Genomic DNA, 15,295 nt, shown 5'->3' on the forward strand with positions numbered 1-15,295 from the left:
TCAGTGCGGAATGCATGTCTTCGGTGATCGCTGAATGCTTAACTCTTAAGTATCAGGCATTCTGGTTAAATTTTGACTTGCGAGCCTAGCTCTACCACCCGGTTAGGCGGTAATTTGAACTGGTTGGTAATCGACTCTGCCGTTCTAAACAAGCCAATAAAGATTTTTTTACGCCAGAACGCCATGCCGGGTTTATCTGAGGCCAGCAGGATTTCCTTGCCGATAAAGAACGAGGTATCCATGGTGTCCAGCGTGAGGCCGAATGGTTCGGTCAACGGCAGGTCACGTGGCAAGTCTGGTTCGTCCATATAACCATAACGCAAGGTCACGCGGTAAAAACCGTAAGGCAGCACCTCCATCGAGGCGCGCTCTTCCAGCGTGGTGTAGGGGTAATCAACAAAACGCACGGTCAGGATCACCACTTTGTCATGCAGTACCTTGTTGTGTTTGAGATTATGCAGCAGCGCATGTGGCACGCCATCCGGGTTGGGGGTCATAAACACGCCTGCGCCGTTGACGCGGGCGGGCGGGTGCGCCCCAATCGCTTGCACAAAGGGGATCAGCTCCATGGATTCGGACTTGAGAATTTGGTAAAGCAGTCTGCGCCCGGTTTTCCAGGTACGCATCAGCGTGAAGATGATGATGCCGATCAGCAAAGGCACCCAGCCTCCATCCGGGATTTTGAGAATGTTGGCCGCAAAAAACGAGAGGTCAATGACAAGAAATAGCGAAATCAGACAGGCCGTTTTGAGTTTGCTCCAGCCCCACAGGTGGTGGAACACCACGGCTGCCAGCAAGGTCGTGATGACCATATCGCCGGTCACGGCAATACCGTAGGCTGCCGCCAGGTCACCAGAGCTGCCAAAAATCAGCACCAGGCCCATGACTGCGACCATCAGGCCCCAGTTGACACGCGGCATGTAGACCTGGCCCTCTGTTTGCTCTGAGGTGTGCGAAACATGCATGCGCGGAATAAAGCCAAGTTGCAACGCCTGGCGCGAAACAGAGAACGCGCCGGTAATCACGGCCTGGGAGGCAATCACGGTCGCCAGGGTTGCCAGGATAATCAGCGGGAACAAGGCCCAGTCTGGGGCCAGGTGGTAAAACGGGTTTTGAATGGACTCTGGCTCGGCCAGAATAAGTGCGCCTTGCCCAAAGTAGTTGCAAATCAGTGCAGGCAACACGAACAAAAACCAGGCCAGGCGAATCGGTTTACGGCCAAAGTGACCCATGTCGGCATATAAGGCTTCGGCACCGGTCACGGCCAGCACCACCGCACCGAGCGCAATAAACGCAATTTTGGGCTGGGTGGCAAAAAACTGATAAGCGTAGAAGGGGCTTAAAGCCTTGAGAATTTCGGGATGATGACTGATATTGAGGATGCCCAAAATGCCTAATACCGAGAACCAGGTCAGCATGATAGGACCAAAAAAAGCACCGACGACAGCGGTGCCTTTGCTTTGTGCCCAGAACAGTACAAACAGGACGCACAAAGTAATGGGGACGATCCAGCTATCCAGTTGCGGTGCTGCCACCTCCAGGCCCTCAACCGCTGAGAGCACGGAAATGGCGGGGGTGATCATGCCGTCGGCATAAAACATACAGGCCCCGATAATGCCTAGCAGCATGATGCGTTTGCGCTGGTCGGGTTCGCCGCCCGCATAACGGCTGGCCAAAGACAGCATCGCCATGATGCCGCCTTCGCCACGGTTATCTGCCCGCATGATAAAGGCCACATATTTGAACGACACAATCAGCAATAGCGCCCAGGTGATCAGCGACAAGATGCCGTAGACATTAGCTTGTGTCAGTAACAGCGGGTGGTGCCCGACTGCAAAGACTTCTTTCATGGTGTAAAGCGGGCTGGTGCCAATGTCACCGAAAACGACGCCTAGCGCGGCGAGAGCCATGGTATGGAGCGCCGTTTGCTGATTTTTTGTATGGTCCATTGTGTGAACAGCTAAAGACAAACGATTATTATCGGGTAATTTTAGAGCTTCACCAAAGATTTTGACGCAAATTATCTTGAAGACCTAAATGCATGTGGACGATTACACGAAAAGTGGAGCGCTTAGTCGGGGCTGATTTGCGTCACCACTACCTCTGCCTGACCTTGATGCAAGGTCAGTTTCAAGGGCGTCTGCAGGCTGAGTTCACTGGCAGTGGTCACTGCTCGGCCATCGGCTTTTTGCACAATGGCATAGCCCCTGGCCAAGACCTGATGCGGGTTGAGTTGTTGCAGGCTGGCGGACAGGTATTGCAGTTTGCGTTGTTGCGTTTGTAAACCTTGCTGCATGGCCAGTTGCAGTCTGTGTTGCCATTGCTGCAGACCGCGGCGCTGTTGTTGCAGATGCTGGGTGGGGGAGATCAGGCGTCTGGACAAATAGTCCAGGGTCTGGCTTTGCTGGCGCAAGCAAGATTGCATGGCCTGGCCCAGCCTTGATTGTAATTGCCTGAGTTGATCGCGAAGTTGCGCCTGATCCGGGCAGGCCAGTTCGGCTGCCGCTGTCGGTGTGGCCGCGCGCAAGTCAGCGACAAAATCGGCAATGGTGAAATCTGTTTCATGGCCCACCCCGCTAATGGTCGGCAGGCGACAAGCGGCGATTGCGCGTGCAACCACCTCTTCATTAAATGACCATAAGTCTTCTATGCTGCCACCACCGCGGCAAATCAGCAGCGTATCAACCTCTTGCCGCTGATCAGCCAGATGAATGGCTTGCGCAATCAGTTCGGCAGCGCCTTTGCCTTGCACCGGCGTCGGGTAGATGATGACAGACATGGCCGGCGCACGGCGGCGGATGGCGGTTAACACATCGCGTAAGGCGGCGGCATCCGCTGAGGTCACCACGCCTATGCGTTGCGGATTGGCTGGAATGGCTTGTTTACGCTCGGCAGCAAACAGCCCTTCGTTTTGTAAGCGTTGCTTGAGTTGTTCATAAGCTTCATATAATTTGCCCAGGCCAGCGGGCTGCATAAATTCCACCGTCAGTTGTACATCGCCTCTGGCTTCATACAACGTGATCGTGGCACGCGCCTCAATCAGGTCCCCTTCGCGCGGCACCATGCCTAATACGCTATTGCGCCCTTTAAACATCACACAACGGATTTGTGCACGTTCATCCTTGAGCGAAAAATACCAGTGGCCACTGGTGGCACGGGTGAAGTTTGAGAGCTCGCCCGAGATCCAAAAGAGGGGAAAACTGGTTTCCAGCAACTCTTTTGTGAGTCGGGTGAGGTCGCTGACACTCAAGATTTGTTTGAATGATGTCGATAACAAGCTAGCCATAGCTGCACATTATCTCTCAGCCCCGCTGGATTTGGCTATGTCTTTCATCGAATGGCCGGTGTCTGAGCAGAGGCGCTCTGTGAAGGGATGCTGAACACTGATTCAAGATAGGGGGGCACTTTTGCGTAAAAGCGGCGTCTTGATATGAGCAGCATGGGAATGGTTGAGACTATCTGACCTTAAAACAAGGTCATTTCCCTCAGGATTGTATGCGAATGAAAAAATATTTATTTTTTGCGCGATCATTTTTTATGTGTTGTCTGTACACAAGTGCTGTGCATGGCTTGGGACTGGTTGCGCAGGCGCAGGCGGATGAAGCGTCTGACAAATCGCCGCCCGAGACGGAAGTGGCCGCGGTCGAGACCACGAATCCTGTCATGGCCAGCTACAAGCGCGAGCAGGCGGTGATGCAGAATGACGCTTACAAGCAATTCATTAAATTACAGGTGAGTCTGGCGACAGGCACAAAAAATGCGCTAGGGATCAGCAGTTATGCCGAGGCGCACGCCCATTATTGTGCGCTGGCCGCAGAAACCCGTGATCCTGATGCGCAATTTGCCATGGGCTGGTTTTACAGCATGGGCAAAGGCGTGGAGGTAAATCATGATATTGCCGCGCGTTTTTTCAGCCTGGCGGCGATTCAAGGCCATCGCGATGCCCGGATCTGGTTGGATCAGGGCGCTGGTGATGCCTCCGTGGCCAAGCTGCCCGCCTGCATGCAAAACCAGGGGCAGTCAGCGGCTGAAGTGTTGTTCCGTAAACGCGGCCCTATTTACACGCTGGTCAAAAAACATGCGCCAGCTTATGGGGTAGACATTGATTTGGCGATGGCTGTGATTGCGGTGGAGTCCGGCTTTAATCCCAAAGCGACTTCACGCAAAAAGGCCCAGGGCCTGATGCAATTGCTACCCGAGACCCAGGTCAGGTTTCACGTCAAGGATGCTTATGATCCCGAGCAAAATATTAAAGGGGGCTTGTCCTACCTGCGCTGGTTGATCAATTACTTTGATGGCGATGTCGAGCGCGTCGTAGCGGCTTACAATGCCGGGGAACATGCGGTGTCCAGGCATCAGGGCATCCCGCCTTACCCGGAGACACGCGACTATGTGAAGCGCGTGGCGCGTTACTACAAGAAAAAACATCACGAAATCAGGCAAACTGCGGCCATGCGTGACGGGCAGAGCCCGGCGGCCAACTCCTGAATCTATCTGCTGATTGTTTGTGCTGTTTGACCGGGAGATCCCGGCCAACTTAAAAAACCGGGAACCACCCTCACCCAGACTGCCTCTTAGCTGCGTTATCCATTACAATTTGCATTTAATCATTAGGTAGGAGCGGGCAATGGCAGCATGGTTTAAAGGGCGTGGCGGCTATGTATTGGGATTTTTGGCCGGATTTGGCATTGTGGCACTCGCCTTGTATATTCAAGTACAAAACCAGCTTGAACCCTGCCCCTTGTGTATCTCGCAACGCATCATTTTCATGAGCCTGGGCTTGTTGTTTTTGCTGCACGCCTTTGTCTTCCCCAGATCTTGGCTACATGCCGGATTGGCCCTGATCGAGGTGTTGACGGCGCTGGGCGGCGCGGGGGTGGCGATACGCCACTGGTGGCTACAGGCACACAAAGAAGAAATCTTTGCCGATTGTGGTGTCGGCTTTGATTACATGTTTGAAAACTTCCCGCTGAAAAAAGCACTCACCCTGGTATTTCGTGGTACGGGCGATTGTGCCGCCATAGACTGGACGTTTCTGGGATTAACCTTGCCCCAATTGGGCCTGATCAGTTTTATTCTGTTTGCGGTGTATGCTGGCTGGTTATTTCGTAGCCGTCGCGCTGGATAGCAAAAGTCTCGATCTCAACTTCGGGTGTGCTTTCATCCAGCATGGCCGCTTGTTTTTCAATCGCGTCATGCCAGGCTTTAAAATGTGCTTCGCATGACTGCTCGGCTTGTTGCGAGATGCTCTCTGCCGGCACGCTGGCGGCCTTAAGCTTGGCAGTCTCGCGCTTGAGGCAACCCAGATATTTGGCTTTGGCATACACCTCTTCGGTTTGCAGGCTGGCGATTGCCTGATCAGCCTGATTCAGCGATTGGCACAAGGGGACGGGTTCGCTGGGGATAGTCCAGGCCTTGCCCGAGGTCTTTTGCATATGGATCACACTGGCAATATCGCGGCCACGCTGGTTAATCCAGTATTCCAGAATTTCGTTGCCGCAGCGCTCATCCTGACAGCGCATCACGCTTTTTAACAACCAGGCCGCCTGCTTGGTCATGCGTTCGTCAGAAATGCCACAGTTATGGATGACGTCGTGCGAGCGGGATAGATACAATTTGTAATTGGCCCGCCAATTGGGATGGCTGGCACAGGCGACTTTATACAGCGGGTTAGAGACGCTGCACTGGTCTTGCTGCATGCTTTGCAGACGTTCCGGTGCGCGATTGCCCGTCATGCGGCATGCCAGCGAAATGGCCTGGCCGTAGGCTTGCGTCACCCCCCAGAACGACAGTCTGGCAGAGGCATAATCTGGCCGTTGCTTGAGCGTCTGATCGTTTTTCCAGTCCAGCGTCTCTGAGGCAAGCTCGGACTTGTGAAATACCACTTCGCGTTCAACTTCCATCGAAAACTCGCTGCAGGAGGCTTGTACCAATTTGGTCGCAATCGTATCGTCATGATCGTCTGTACGCAGCTTGAAAAGGATAATGTCTTCGTGCTGGCCGACTTGCATGGAGTCTAAATCAACCGACACAGTCAGAAACTTTTCCCGTCCTTGCACCGTATGCCATTGTTCGGCATGCAGGGGTGGGCTGGTAAACAGGCAGCTTGTAAACAGCGTCAGACAGGCGGGAAGTGCGTTTTTAAATAGCATAAAATCAATGGTCATAGATAGAAAGCAGCGGCAAGTGGCCGCCATTGTAATGATTATTCTGCGGCGGAGATAGCGACCTGATTGCGTCCGGCCTGCTTGGCCTCATACAGTGCCTGGTCTGCTCGATGCAGCAATTGTGTCAAGCTGTCCCCCATCCGCAACATTGCCACGCCGCAACTGATGCTGATCTGGCCAATGTCGGGTAAAGATCTGGCATGCACCTGCTGCCGGATTTTTTCGGCCAGCTTTGCCGCCTGAGCAAGGGTGATGCGGGGCGCATAAATCATCATTTCATCGCCTCCCCAGCGCACGGCAATGTCAGACAGGCGCGTATTTTTCTTGATGCATTCGGCGACGGTTTTAATCACTTGGTCACCGATGACATGGCCATGCGTGTCATTGATGGATTTAAAACGGTCTATATCTATCAGAATCAGCGCATCCGAGATTTTCCTGCCGACCGTGTGGGTATGCTCAGCAAACACTGTTTCAAAGTGCTGACGATTGCTCAAACCAGTTAAAAAGTCGGTGCTGGACAGCGTTTTTAAGTTTTCTTTTTCAACTTGCAGGGCCGTATTGGCCGCAGCCAGTTGTTCGGTCCGCTGTTTGACCAGTGCTTCGAGATCGGTATTCAGGGCTTTTAAATGATTGGTCTGGCTTTCACGCAGGCATTCGTAATTGCGGATGATGAAAAACTGTCCAAGCAGGTAGAGGCACAAGCTCAGAATATCCAAATGACCATATTCTGAGGGGAAGAGATGCGTTAAGTGATTGCCCACCACCAGCAACAGTAAAATCGCCAGCATCTGGTAGCCCATCTGCCTGCCTTTGAGGTAAAACGCTCCAGCAAGAATAAGGAGCAATAATCCGCTCCGGGTACTGTTGCCAGTCGCCAGAAAATAGACCGTCAAAAACTGGAGAAAGCATAACCAGAGTGCAATGCCAGAGATCAGTTCGACGCGTTGTTTGTTGCGGCGCAAGGCCCATAGCAAGGCAAACGCAATCAGACCAAACACAATATCCACGATGCCGATGAGCGGATGCACGCGCCAACGGATGATGCCCATGCTAAAAGACACGATGCCAAAGAAGGTGAACACGTTGTTTAGGAAAACCACCTTGTAACGCATGTGGTCCGCATCGCCGGACGCTGGAAAAAGCTTGATGGGATGCAACATCATGACAAGCACTTGGCTAAACCACTTTTTCAACATCCGGTATCCTAAAGAATAATTGTTTTTGTGATGCGATCAGATTATGTAAAATTGAGACTTTGTCGTTAGCTGTACATTACCGCTGAATTTTACATATATTAAGCTGCTGCGTGTCATCGTACGCGCGCATTCACAAATTTTTATGTTTCGGAGTGGTCTTACTTCATCCCCGAAAACAGATTATCGGTCCCTATGAAACCTTACCTGACCCTGGACAATTTTGTTGGAAACACGCCGCTGGTGGCTTTGCAGCGTATGAACCCGAATCCGAGCAATACGATCTTGCTCAAGCTGGAAGGCAATAATCCGGCCGGGTCAGTTAAAGACCGGCCTGCCTACAGCATGATTGTGCGGGCAGAGCAACGCGGGCAAATCAAGCCAGGCGATACGCTGATTGAAGCGACCAGTGGCAATACCGGCATTGCACTGGCCATGGTGGCGGCCATGCGCGGTTACAAAATGGTGTTGGTGATGCCGGAAAACCAGTCCGTTGAACGCCGTCAAAGCATGAAGGCATATGGCGCTGAACTGATCTTGACACCCAAAGACGGCAGTATGGAGTTGGCACGCGATGTGGCACTGAAGTTGCAAGCAGAAGGCGAGGGCATTGTGCTGGATCAGTTTGGCAATCTGGATAATCCGCAAGCGCATTATGAAGGGACCGGGCCGGAAATCTGGCGTGATACCGCCGGAGCGGTGACACACTTTGTATCCAGCATGGGCACCACTGGCACGATTATGGGCACTTCGCGCTTTCTCAAGGAGCAAAATCCTGCAATTCAGATCATCGGCGTGCAGCCGGAGGAGGGGGCGCAAATCCCGGGGATCCGCAAATGGCCAGAAGCCTATCTGCCTAAAATTTATGACCCCAAACGCATAGACGGGTTGCGGTATGTGAGCCAGAAGCATGCAGAAGAGACCACGCGCAAACTGGCAACCAAAGAAGGCGTTTTTGCCGGGATTTCCAGCGGCGGTGCCTTGTATACGGCGATGCAACTCTCCAAAGAAGTGAATAATGCGGTGATTGTCACCATTGTGTGCGATCGTGGCGACCGCTACTTGTCTACAGGCGTGTTTCCCGATTGATGCGCCTGTGGGCACTGCTGCTGTGCTGTTGGTCGATGCCGCTTTGGGCCATGACCGAGCTTAGCCTCAGTGCCGAGAGCGTTCAGGGCGATTTCTTTCAACTCGACCACCCGCATGCGGTGGTCAACTTGCAGCGCAAACAGCATGTACAAATTCATGCCGAGCGCTTGCAGTTGGGCAATGCCAGCATCGATCACCCGGATATGACACTGGAGATCAGTGCGCGCCCCAGCCTACTGATTACCTCAGAGCAGTTAAAAATGCCTGATTACCAGGTACGTCGCCCGCGTATCTATCTGGATTACCGTCTGCAAACCCGGCAACCAGTGGTGACGGTTGATGCTGAAGTCAAAGCGATGCAAGATGAGGTCTGGGGCAAGTTCCACGTGTATTGCCAGTTGCCGACACAAGCCAGTCAGGAGACTTGGCAGTGTAATGATGGCTTGTATCATGATGTCCGTTCACATATCCCGTTTAATCTGACGGTGATGCCGACCTGGCACACTGCATCGAACACCAAGGCCAGCAGAGGGCTTGAGCTGCAATTGGCGGTGAAAGACGCCAAATTCAGTGATGCCGCAGGCTTGCACGCGGCAGAGAGACTGACCGGCGTGATGCATATTGCTGCGCATGAGGTGGCGAATGGCTGGCGCTGGCAAGGCGTATTTGAATGGCAGCAAGGCGAGTTGTTCTGGCAACCATTTTATTTTGCCGAGGGCAACAAGCGATTTGAAATCCGTGGCCTGTATGCATCGCCCATCCTGGAGATTGAAGCAGCGACCTTGTCATTGCAAGGCGTAGGCACGTTACACAGTCAAAGCCGGTTTAATCTGGATAGCCAGCGCTTTGAGTTTTTAAAGCTGGATGCCAAAGACGTCGATTTTAACGGCCTTTACCAGTCGTTTATCCAGCCTTTGCTGCCTGATTCCGTGTTCGGACAGCTCAAGGTGAATGGCAAAGCCGACTGGTCTTTTGAGGCCAAAGGCCTGCAGCCGGTGAAGTTTCAGCTGGATGTTGCGGATGCCACGGTTGAAGATCAACGTGGCAAGTTTGGCTTTGCCCATCTGAATGCGCATATTCCCTGGGATTACGATCAGCCGCAGCAGATCAGCATGGGCTATGCCTCTGGCCATGTGCTTAAGATTCCGCTCGGAAAAACGCAATGGCAGGCAAACGTGAATCGGTTCTCGATTACCAGTCCAACTTTGAGCTTGCCTGTGCTGGATGGCGCCTTGATCTTTGAAGACGTGTCTGCCGCCTGGATACATCAGAGCATGGTCTGGCACCTGAAGATGGACATGCAGCCCATCAGCATGCGCACCTTTAGCCAGGCGCTCGGCTGGCCTGTCATGCGTGGTGAGATCAAAGGCCAGATTCCACTCGTGACTTATGCCAACCATGCCTTGCGCATGGATGGGGAGATGCAGTTGAGCTTGTTTAAAGGGCAAGTCGCGCTCTCTGATCTGGAAGTCGATGATCCGCTGGGGGCTGTCCCCAAGCTGCATGCCAATCTGCGCATGCGAGAGATTGATATGGGTGAGATCACGCGGACGTTTAATTTTGGTTCGATTACCGGCAAACTAGAAGGTGATGTCCAGCATTTGCGCTTACAAAACTGGAAGCCTGTCTCTATGAATGCTGTGATACAGACTGCGGATGGCCCTTTTGAGAAAAAAGTGTCTCAACGCGCGGTTGAAAACATCACTGCCTTGGGTGGTGAGGGCACGGCGGCGGCCCTGCAACGGACGTTTTTGCGTTTTTTCAAACAGTTTGGCTATGAAAAAATGGGCTTAAGCTGCGAGCTGCGTGGGGATGTTTGTAAAATGGGCGGCGTTGAGCAGATTCCGGGCGGATTCGTCATCGTCAAAGGTGAGGGGATTCCCTCAGTCAATGTGAATGGCTATACCGAATATGTCAGCTGGAAAGATATGCTGGCCCGCATGCGGCGGATCACTGATAGCAATAGCAAAATGATCGTCAAATAAGCGCACTCAATGGCGATAGTTTTAAAGAAAGGAATTCGCGTGATGGGTAGGCAACAACAAAACACGGTTCAAAGGCACAGCGTCGTCTTCAAGCGTTTGATACTCAGCCTGGCCATGCTGCTCAGTGCATGTGTCACCATTAATATTTACTTTCCCGCCGCTGCCGCTGAAAAAGCGGCTGACAAGGTGATTGATGAGGTCTGGCAACTGCCAGCCAGCTCGACCGCACCGACCCCGCCTGCGACGACTCAAGACCCTGTGTCACCCTCTGTTCAGGAGATCAAACCATGATCCATGCACTGTTTAATGCGTTGTGCCGTTATCGTCAGTCTGCAATCTCTGTGCTGACTACCATTTTGCTGGTTGCCGCACCGACTGCCGCACTGGCGGCCGCAGATTTGGATATCAACACGCCTGCACTGGCCGCAGTTAAAGCCAGCATGCAAGCGCGCCATCCGCAATTACTGCCTTACTACCAGTCAGGCGCAATCGGCTTTACCGCGGATGGCTATATTGCCATCAAAGAGGCCAGCGGAGTGCCATTATCACAACGTAACATGGTCACCAGCTTGGTCAATCAGGAGAACAACGATCGCACCCAGCTCTACCAGGGCATTGCTGCCGCCAATGGGCATCCAGAGTGGACAGGCGAGATTCAGCGCACCTTTGCCCAACGCTGGATGGATAAAGCGCAAGCGGGCTGGTTTGTGCAGAAGGATGGACAGTGGCTTAAGAAATAAGCGGTCTGAACATGCAAAAGCCGAAATGGAAAGCTCCATTTCGGCTTGATTGTTTTGTGCAGACGATGTTAGCCGCCTGCCAGCAGAAGCTTAAAAGTGATACTGGAAGCCCAGAGACAACAGGTTCAGGTGTGAGTCACTGTCGCCAGCCACTCTGCCATAGTAGGCATAGGTCGCTTTAATATCGACCACTTGATTGATCGGATACTTGTAGCCAAAGCCGGCGACATAGCCCCAGCCTTTATCGTTTACTGAGCTACTTCCTACATTGTTACCCGCCGATGCGCTAATACGTGCATCCAACTCTGAGTAAATGGCACCCGCTTTAACAAAAAAATTGGGGAATTGGCTAGGGCTGAATAAGCCTGATAACTCAACGCCTTTGGCATCGTATTTGATGCTCGCTGATCTGATGTTATCAGAGGCGTCGATTTTTTCTTTAGTGGTCTTGAAGTACGCAAGTTCCAGGGAAAGATTTTCATTGACGCTATAGCCCGCAAATATCCGTCCTGCGCCTGCATTTCTATCCTGTTTTACCGAGGGGGTTGTGCCAAACTCATCAAACCACGCTTCCTTGAAGTCACGTGTTTGATTTTTTTGTCGAAGGTAAGCGACATCCAAACCAAAATAAAACGGTGTTTGTTGCAAGCCATGCTGACTTTCTGGCTCAGCGGCACTCACAGCGCTGGCGGTTGACATCAGCAATAGTCCCAAGAGAGAAGTTGTACGCAATAGTTTCATAGAAGTGCCTTTACGGTCTGATTGAGGAATGATTTGTTTTTTTGTTACTTTAGCAGAAAAGGTTAAATTACGTAACTTTTGGTATGACTATGTTTGTAGGTCTGGGCTGTCACAAATCGGTCATCTAAGACCAAAGAGAGATAAAGTGTCAGGATGGTGCATAAAGCCGCGCTAAATGACTAAAAAGGCAACTTATCTACTGCCATAGATGGTCACAGTGGTGCTGTGGCTGCACAGGCCGGCTCAAAATGACCACGATGCTTATTTTTGGCTTGCCTCCCGGTAAACGGTAGGTATGTCATCAATCAAATCAATTGCTTAAAGCAAATCACCACTGCCAATAGCGACCCCAAAGTGTGCCGCATTGAACAATTCCGGCCGGTTGCTTCTCTCATCTAGATTGAGAACAAACAGGTAAAAGTCATTGATTTCAGTTTCAGGCATGTTCATTGCATACAATCAAAGTGCGTGTCCCAATGAAAGGAGTTTGTTGTGCCAACTAATCTTTTCGTTCTACCCCGTCTGGGTGAAAGCATTCATCAGCAAGACCTGGGGATTTACTACATTCTGAATCATCACACCGGTCGGGTGCGATCATTGATCCAATTGGCGCGCGAAAACGTGCACTGGTATTTGATGCAGCTGCAACCAATTGCGGATGGACTGGATTATCGCTGGTCGGTGCTGTCGCGTGAGCAAGACTGTGCGCTCAAGGCCGCCACCGACAAGCAAATTGCACATTACTTTTCCAAGCCTGAATACACTGAACCCTCTGGTGCATGGCAAGTCATGCGCAATGCGCACTTTGGCTTTGGTAAATTCACGCCGATGGCCGCGCCCCAGGAAGTCAGTTACGCGATTCTGACGTTTGACGGTGAAGAAATGCAAACGCCTATCCGATTGCATAAAGCGCCTGCGGAATGGCTGGAGGAAGATTCTGAGACGGATATTATGCAACTGGAATTTGCCTGACCGCGCTTTAATCAGGGGGCAAGCTTGATTCCAAATTATCGGAATCAAGCGACAACTACCACCATTACAGAGTCGCTCACAGTGGTAGTTGCGGTGGATCTGGGGCCAGATGCTGTTATCTCTAAGCCTCAGTGCTGACGACGTTCCCTGCTGGACCACGATTTTGCATGTTGGAGGATAAGGCCTGCAAAAAGCCACTCAAGCTGGCATTGCTGCTACTGCCACCGAGTGCGCTAACCAATGACTGAAAACTACTCTCCAGCGCACTGTTCTGGTTTGTTGATCCACTGGTGTTCGTGTTACTGGCCGTTGTGTTGCTCGAATCACTACTTGTATTTAAAGCGCTAATCAAGCTTTGTAGTTTTGCTTCCATATCTTGTTTGCCATGGCCGCCGAAATGACGGTGTACGCCTGCTGTTGTGGTGGCATCAATACTCGTCTTGTCTGTACTGTCACTCGTACTTTCTGTATTGGTGTCAGCCGTCCCCTGTGATTGCAGGGCGCCCATCAGGTTTTGTAAAAAACTGCTCAATGCATCACTGGCATCTGTACTCGTGCTTGTTGTGCTACTTGTATCTGTGCTCTCTGTGCTGGTACTTGCACTGTTACTCCCCTGACTGTCGAAGAGGGATTCCAGGCCGCCTGAAATGCCAGCACTTTTCAGCGCTGCGTCTATCGCCCCCAAAAATCCGCCGCCATCCTTGCCTTGTTTGTCGCCATCTGGTGGAGGGGGCGGCGGTTGCATACCATTGCGCTGCCCCACTTGCGAAAGCGATTGAATGTAGTTGTTACTGCCTATTGAACTGATAGATGTCATGATGAGTACTCCGTAAGTTTTTAAAGGTTCAGGGCTGAAGCAATTGCTCCCTGGCAATGCTCTTGTTGACTGAACGGATACAGATTAATACGGCATCTCTCATTTTGATAGACTAAAAAAACATAAAAAACCCTTATAAATCATATATTTAAATGTATCAATTGATACAAAAGTGCACTAATTGTATCTTTTGATACAAACGCAGTCTTTTTTCTACAAGCTGACTGCATAGATTGCTGTCAGCACTGGCGCTGTGCTATTTTAAAAGCGACTCTTTAACAGGAAATCCGATGCTTAGTTTGGTGTTTGATATTGAAACGATTCCCGATGTTGCCGGGATCCGCCAGTTACATGATCTGCCAGCCAGTTTGAGCGACGACGAGGTGGCGAATATCGCTTTTCATCAGCGGCGCCAGCACAATGGCACGGAGTTTCTGCCGCATCATTTGCAGCGCGTGTGTGCGATTTCTTGCGCCTTGCGTGAAGGGAACCAATTTCGCGTCTGGACGCTGGGCGATGAGCAAGCCAGTGAAGCTGAAATTATCCAGCGCTTTTTTGACGGGATTGAAAAATACACCCCTAACCTGGTGAGCTGGAATGGGAGTGGTTTTGATTTGCCGGTGCTGCATTACCGCGCCATGGTGCATGGCATTGCTGCGCCACGCTATTGGGATCTGGGCGAAGACGACAAGGATTTTAAATGGAATAACTACATCAGCCGTTATCACATGCGCCATCTGGATTTAATGGATGTACTGGCCATGTATAGCGGACGTGCCAATGCCCCACTGGATGACATGGCCCAGCTGTGTGGCTTTCCAGGCAAGCTTGGCATGGATGGCAGCAAGGTCTGGCAGGCCTATCTTAACGGTGAAGTCAAGGCGATCCGCGATTATTGCGAAACGGATGTTGCCAATACGCATTTGGTGTACCTGCGCTTTTTAAAAATGCGTGGGCATTTGAATGAGGCCGGTTACCAGTCAGAAATCCAGCTGGTGCGGGATACGCTGGCAGCCTATCCTGGCGAACACTGGCAGCAGTTTATGGCTGCCTGGGACGCAATGGATTCCACTGTTTAAGGCGTCGCTGTCGGTGCGGGTTCCTCAGCGCTTTGATCGTCAGTGACCGGCTCGACAGTATCCTCATCAATCTTGTTTTTCCAATTAAGAATGATGCGTTTAGATTTTTTTGCGTCGTGCACAAAACGGTAGCGCTGCTCGCTACCCAGATAGCTGGCAACCGCCTGATATTTGCCACTCGGCAAGTTGAGCAACAGTCTCGGTGCGGCATGGTCTAGCGTAAATACTTCCTGATTTTTACTGTCCAGAATGGCCAGCTGGATATCATCAATGACGCGACCCGCCTTGCCCTCGGAAAACAGAAAATACAAATTGAATTGTTTTTTAAAGGCTTCCATGGCCTCTACTTCTTCTGAGCCTATGCCGCCAGTGACGTATTGCACCCCATGCACATCCTGCTGGATGGAAATCTCATCGGCATGGCACACCCCGGCCGCGAATAGCGAGAGGCAGATGGCGAGTGAAAGGCAATATTTTTTTAACATGGTGACCTCCTCATTTTGATTAGA

General features: G+C 51.6%; 16 protein-coding genes. 8 read left to right on the forward strand and 8 right to left on the reverse strand.

Features of this window, described 5'->3' with window-relative positions:
- Positions 1–65: 65 nt before the first annotated feature.
- Positions 66–1,949, reverse strand: coding sequence for a potassium transporter Kup (locus tag ACFQ1T_RS07885; protein WP_194748211.1), 1,884 nt, complete (start codon positions 1,947–1,949; stop codon positions 66–68).
- Positions 1,950–2,071: 122 nt separating this feature from the next.
- Positions 2,072–3,286, reverse strand: a complete 1,215-nt coding sequence (xseA, locus tag ACFQ1T_RS07890; RefSeq protein ID WP_379075479.1) for an exodeoxyribonuclease VII large subunit — start codon at positions 3,284–3,286, stop codon at positions 2,072–2,074.
- 251 nt (positions 3,287–3,537) lie between these two features.
- Here xseA and ACFQ1T_RS07895 point away from each other — a divergent pair, with 251 nt between their 5' ends.
- Both ACFQ1T_RS07895 and ACFQ1T_RS07900 read left to right on the forward strand, forming a co-directional pair.
- Positions 3,538–4,488 (forward strand): lytic transglycosylase domain-containing protein, encoded by a 951-nt coding sequence (locus ACFQ1T_RS07895; RefSeq protein ID WP_379075482.1) that lies wholly within the window; start codon positions 3,538–3,540, stop codon positions 4,486–4,488.
- A 139-nt stretch (positions 4,489–4,627) separates the two neighbouring features.
- Complete coding sequence (locus ACFQ1T_RS07900; protein ID WP_379075485.1) at positions 4,628–5,128, forward strand: disulfide bond formation protein B; 501 nt, start codon at positions 4,628–4,630, stop codon at positions 5,126–5,128.
- On the opposite strand, the gene ACFQ1T_RS07905 is transcribed toward ACFQ1T_RS07900, so the two are convergent.
- Positions 5,073–6,152: a hypothetical protein gene (locus ACFQ1T_RS07905; RefSeq protein WP_379075488.1), complete on the reverse strand. Its 1,080-nt coding sequence runs from the start codon at positions 6,150–6,152 to the stop codon at positions 5,073–5,075. The two genes, ACFQ1T_RS07900 and ACFQ1T_RS07905, sit on opposite strands and share 56 nt — an antisense overlap.
- Positions 6,153–6,205: 53 nt before the next feature.
- On the reverse strand, positions 6,206–7,333 hold the full coding sequence (locus ACFQ1T_RS07910; RefSeq protein WP_275355848.1) for a GGDEF domain-containing protein: 1,128 nt from the start codon (positions 7,331–7,333) through the stop codon (positions 6,206–6,208).
- 225 nt (positions 7,334–7,558) lie between these two features.
- Here ACFQ1T_RS07910 and cysM point away from each other — a divergent pair, with 225 nt between their 5' ends.
- The 4 genes from cysM to ACFQ1T_RS07930 are packed head-to-tail and all read left to right on the forward strand — an operon-like array spanning position 7,559 to position 11,177.
- Positions 7,559–8,452, forward strand: coding sequence for a cysteine synthase CysM (cysM, locus tag ACFQ1T_RS07915; protein ID WP_275355846.1), 894 nt, complete (start codon positions 7,559–7,561; stop codon positions 8,450–8,452).
- Between the two features lie 50 nt (positions 8,453–8,502).
- Positions 8,503–10,437, forward strand: a complete 1,935-nt coding sequence (locus ACFQ1T_RS07920; RefSeq protein WP_379075492.1) for a hypothetical protein — start codon at positions 8,503–8,505, stop codon at positions 10,435–10,437.
- Between the two features lie 42 nt (positions 10,438–10,479).
- Positions 10,480–10,728, forward strand: a complete 249-nt coding sequence (locus ACFQ1T_RS07925; protein WP_194748204.1) for a hypothetical protein — start codon at positions 10,480–10,482, stop codon at positions 10,726–10,728.
- Positions 10,725–11,177 (forward strand): YdbL family protein, encoded by a 453-nt coding sequence (locus tag ACFQ1T_RS07930; protein WP_313988421.1) that lies wholly within the window; start codon positions 10,725–10,727, stop codon positions 11,175–11,177. Before ACFQ1T_RS07925 ends, ACFQ1T_RS07930 begins: the two co-directional genes overlap by 4 nt.
- 90 nt (positions 11,178–11,267) lie before the next feature.
- Here ACFQ1T_RS07930 and ACFQ1T_RS07935 read toward each other — a convergent pair whose 3' ends face one another.
- Together ACFQ1T_RS07935 and ACFQ1T_RS07940 are read right to left on the reverse strand one after the other, a co-directional pair.
- A complete protein-coding gene (locus ACFQ1T_RS07935; RefSeq protein ID WP_379075495.1) occupies positions 11,268–11,918 on the reverse strand; it encodes an outer membrane beta-barrel protein in 651 nt (216 codons plus the stop codon).
- A gap of 318 nt (positions 11,919–12,236) precedes the next feature.
- Entirely contained in the window at positions 12,237–12,362 is a 126-nt protein-coding gene (locus ACFQ1T_RS07940; protein WP_379075498.1) for a hypothetical protein, read from the reverse strand.
- A 48-nt stretch (positions 12,363–12,410) separates the two neighbouring features.
- Here ACFQ1T_RS07940 and ACFQ1T_RS07945 point away from each other — a divergent pair, with 48 nt between their 5' ends.
- Positions 12,411–12,890 (forward strand): hypothetical protein, encoded by a 480-nt coding sequence (locus ACFQ1T_RS07945; protein WP_379075501.1) that lies wholly within the window; start codon positions 12,411–12,413, stop codon positions 12,888–12,890.
- A gap of 121 nt (positions 12,891–13,011) precedes the next feature.
- Here ACFQ1T_RS07945 and ACFQ1T_RS07950 read toward each other — a convergent pair whose 3' ends face one another.
- On the reverse strand, positions 13,012–13,707 hold the full coding sequence (locus ACFQ1T_RS07950) for a hypothetical protein (RefSeq protein WP_379075504.1): 696 nt from the start codon (positions 13,705–13,707) through the stop codon (positions 13,012–13,014).
- A gap of 290 nt (positions 13,708–13,997) precedes the next feature.
- Between ACFQ1T_RS07950 and ACFQ1T_RS07955 the strand changes: the two genes are divergently transcribed.
- The gene (locus ACFQ1T_RS07955) at positions 13,998–14,786 is read left to right on the forward strand and encodes a 3'-5' exonuclease (RefSeq protein ID WP_338654781.1); all 789 of its coding nucleotides are present in this window, start codon (positions 13,998–14,000) and stop codon (positions 14,784–14,786) included.
- On the opposite strand, the gene ACFQ1T_RS07960 is transcribed toward ACFQ1T_RS07955, so the two are convergent.
- Complete coding sequence (locus ACFQ1T_RS07960; RefSeq protein ID WP_313988406.1) at positions 14,783–15,271, reverse strand: hypothetical protein; 489 nt, start codon at positions 15,269–15,271, stop codon at positions 14,783–14,785. The genes ACFQ1T_RS07955 and ACFQ1T_RS07960 overlap by 4 nt on opposite strands.
- Positions 15,272–15,295: the final 24 nt, after the last annotated feature.

The sequence above is a fragment of the Methylophilus glucosoxydans genome (assembly GCF_042676145.1).
Taxonomy (GTDB): domain Bacteria; phylum Pseudomonadota; class Gammaproteobacteria; order Burkholderiales; family Methylophilaceae; genus Methylophilus; species Methylophilus glucosoxydans.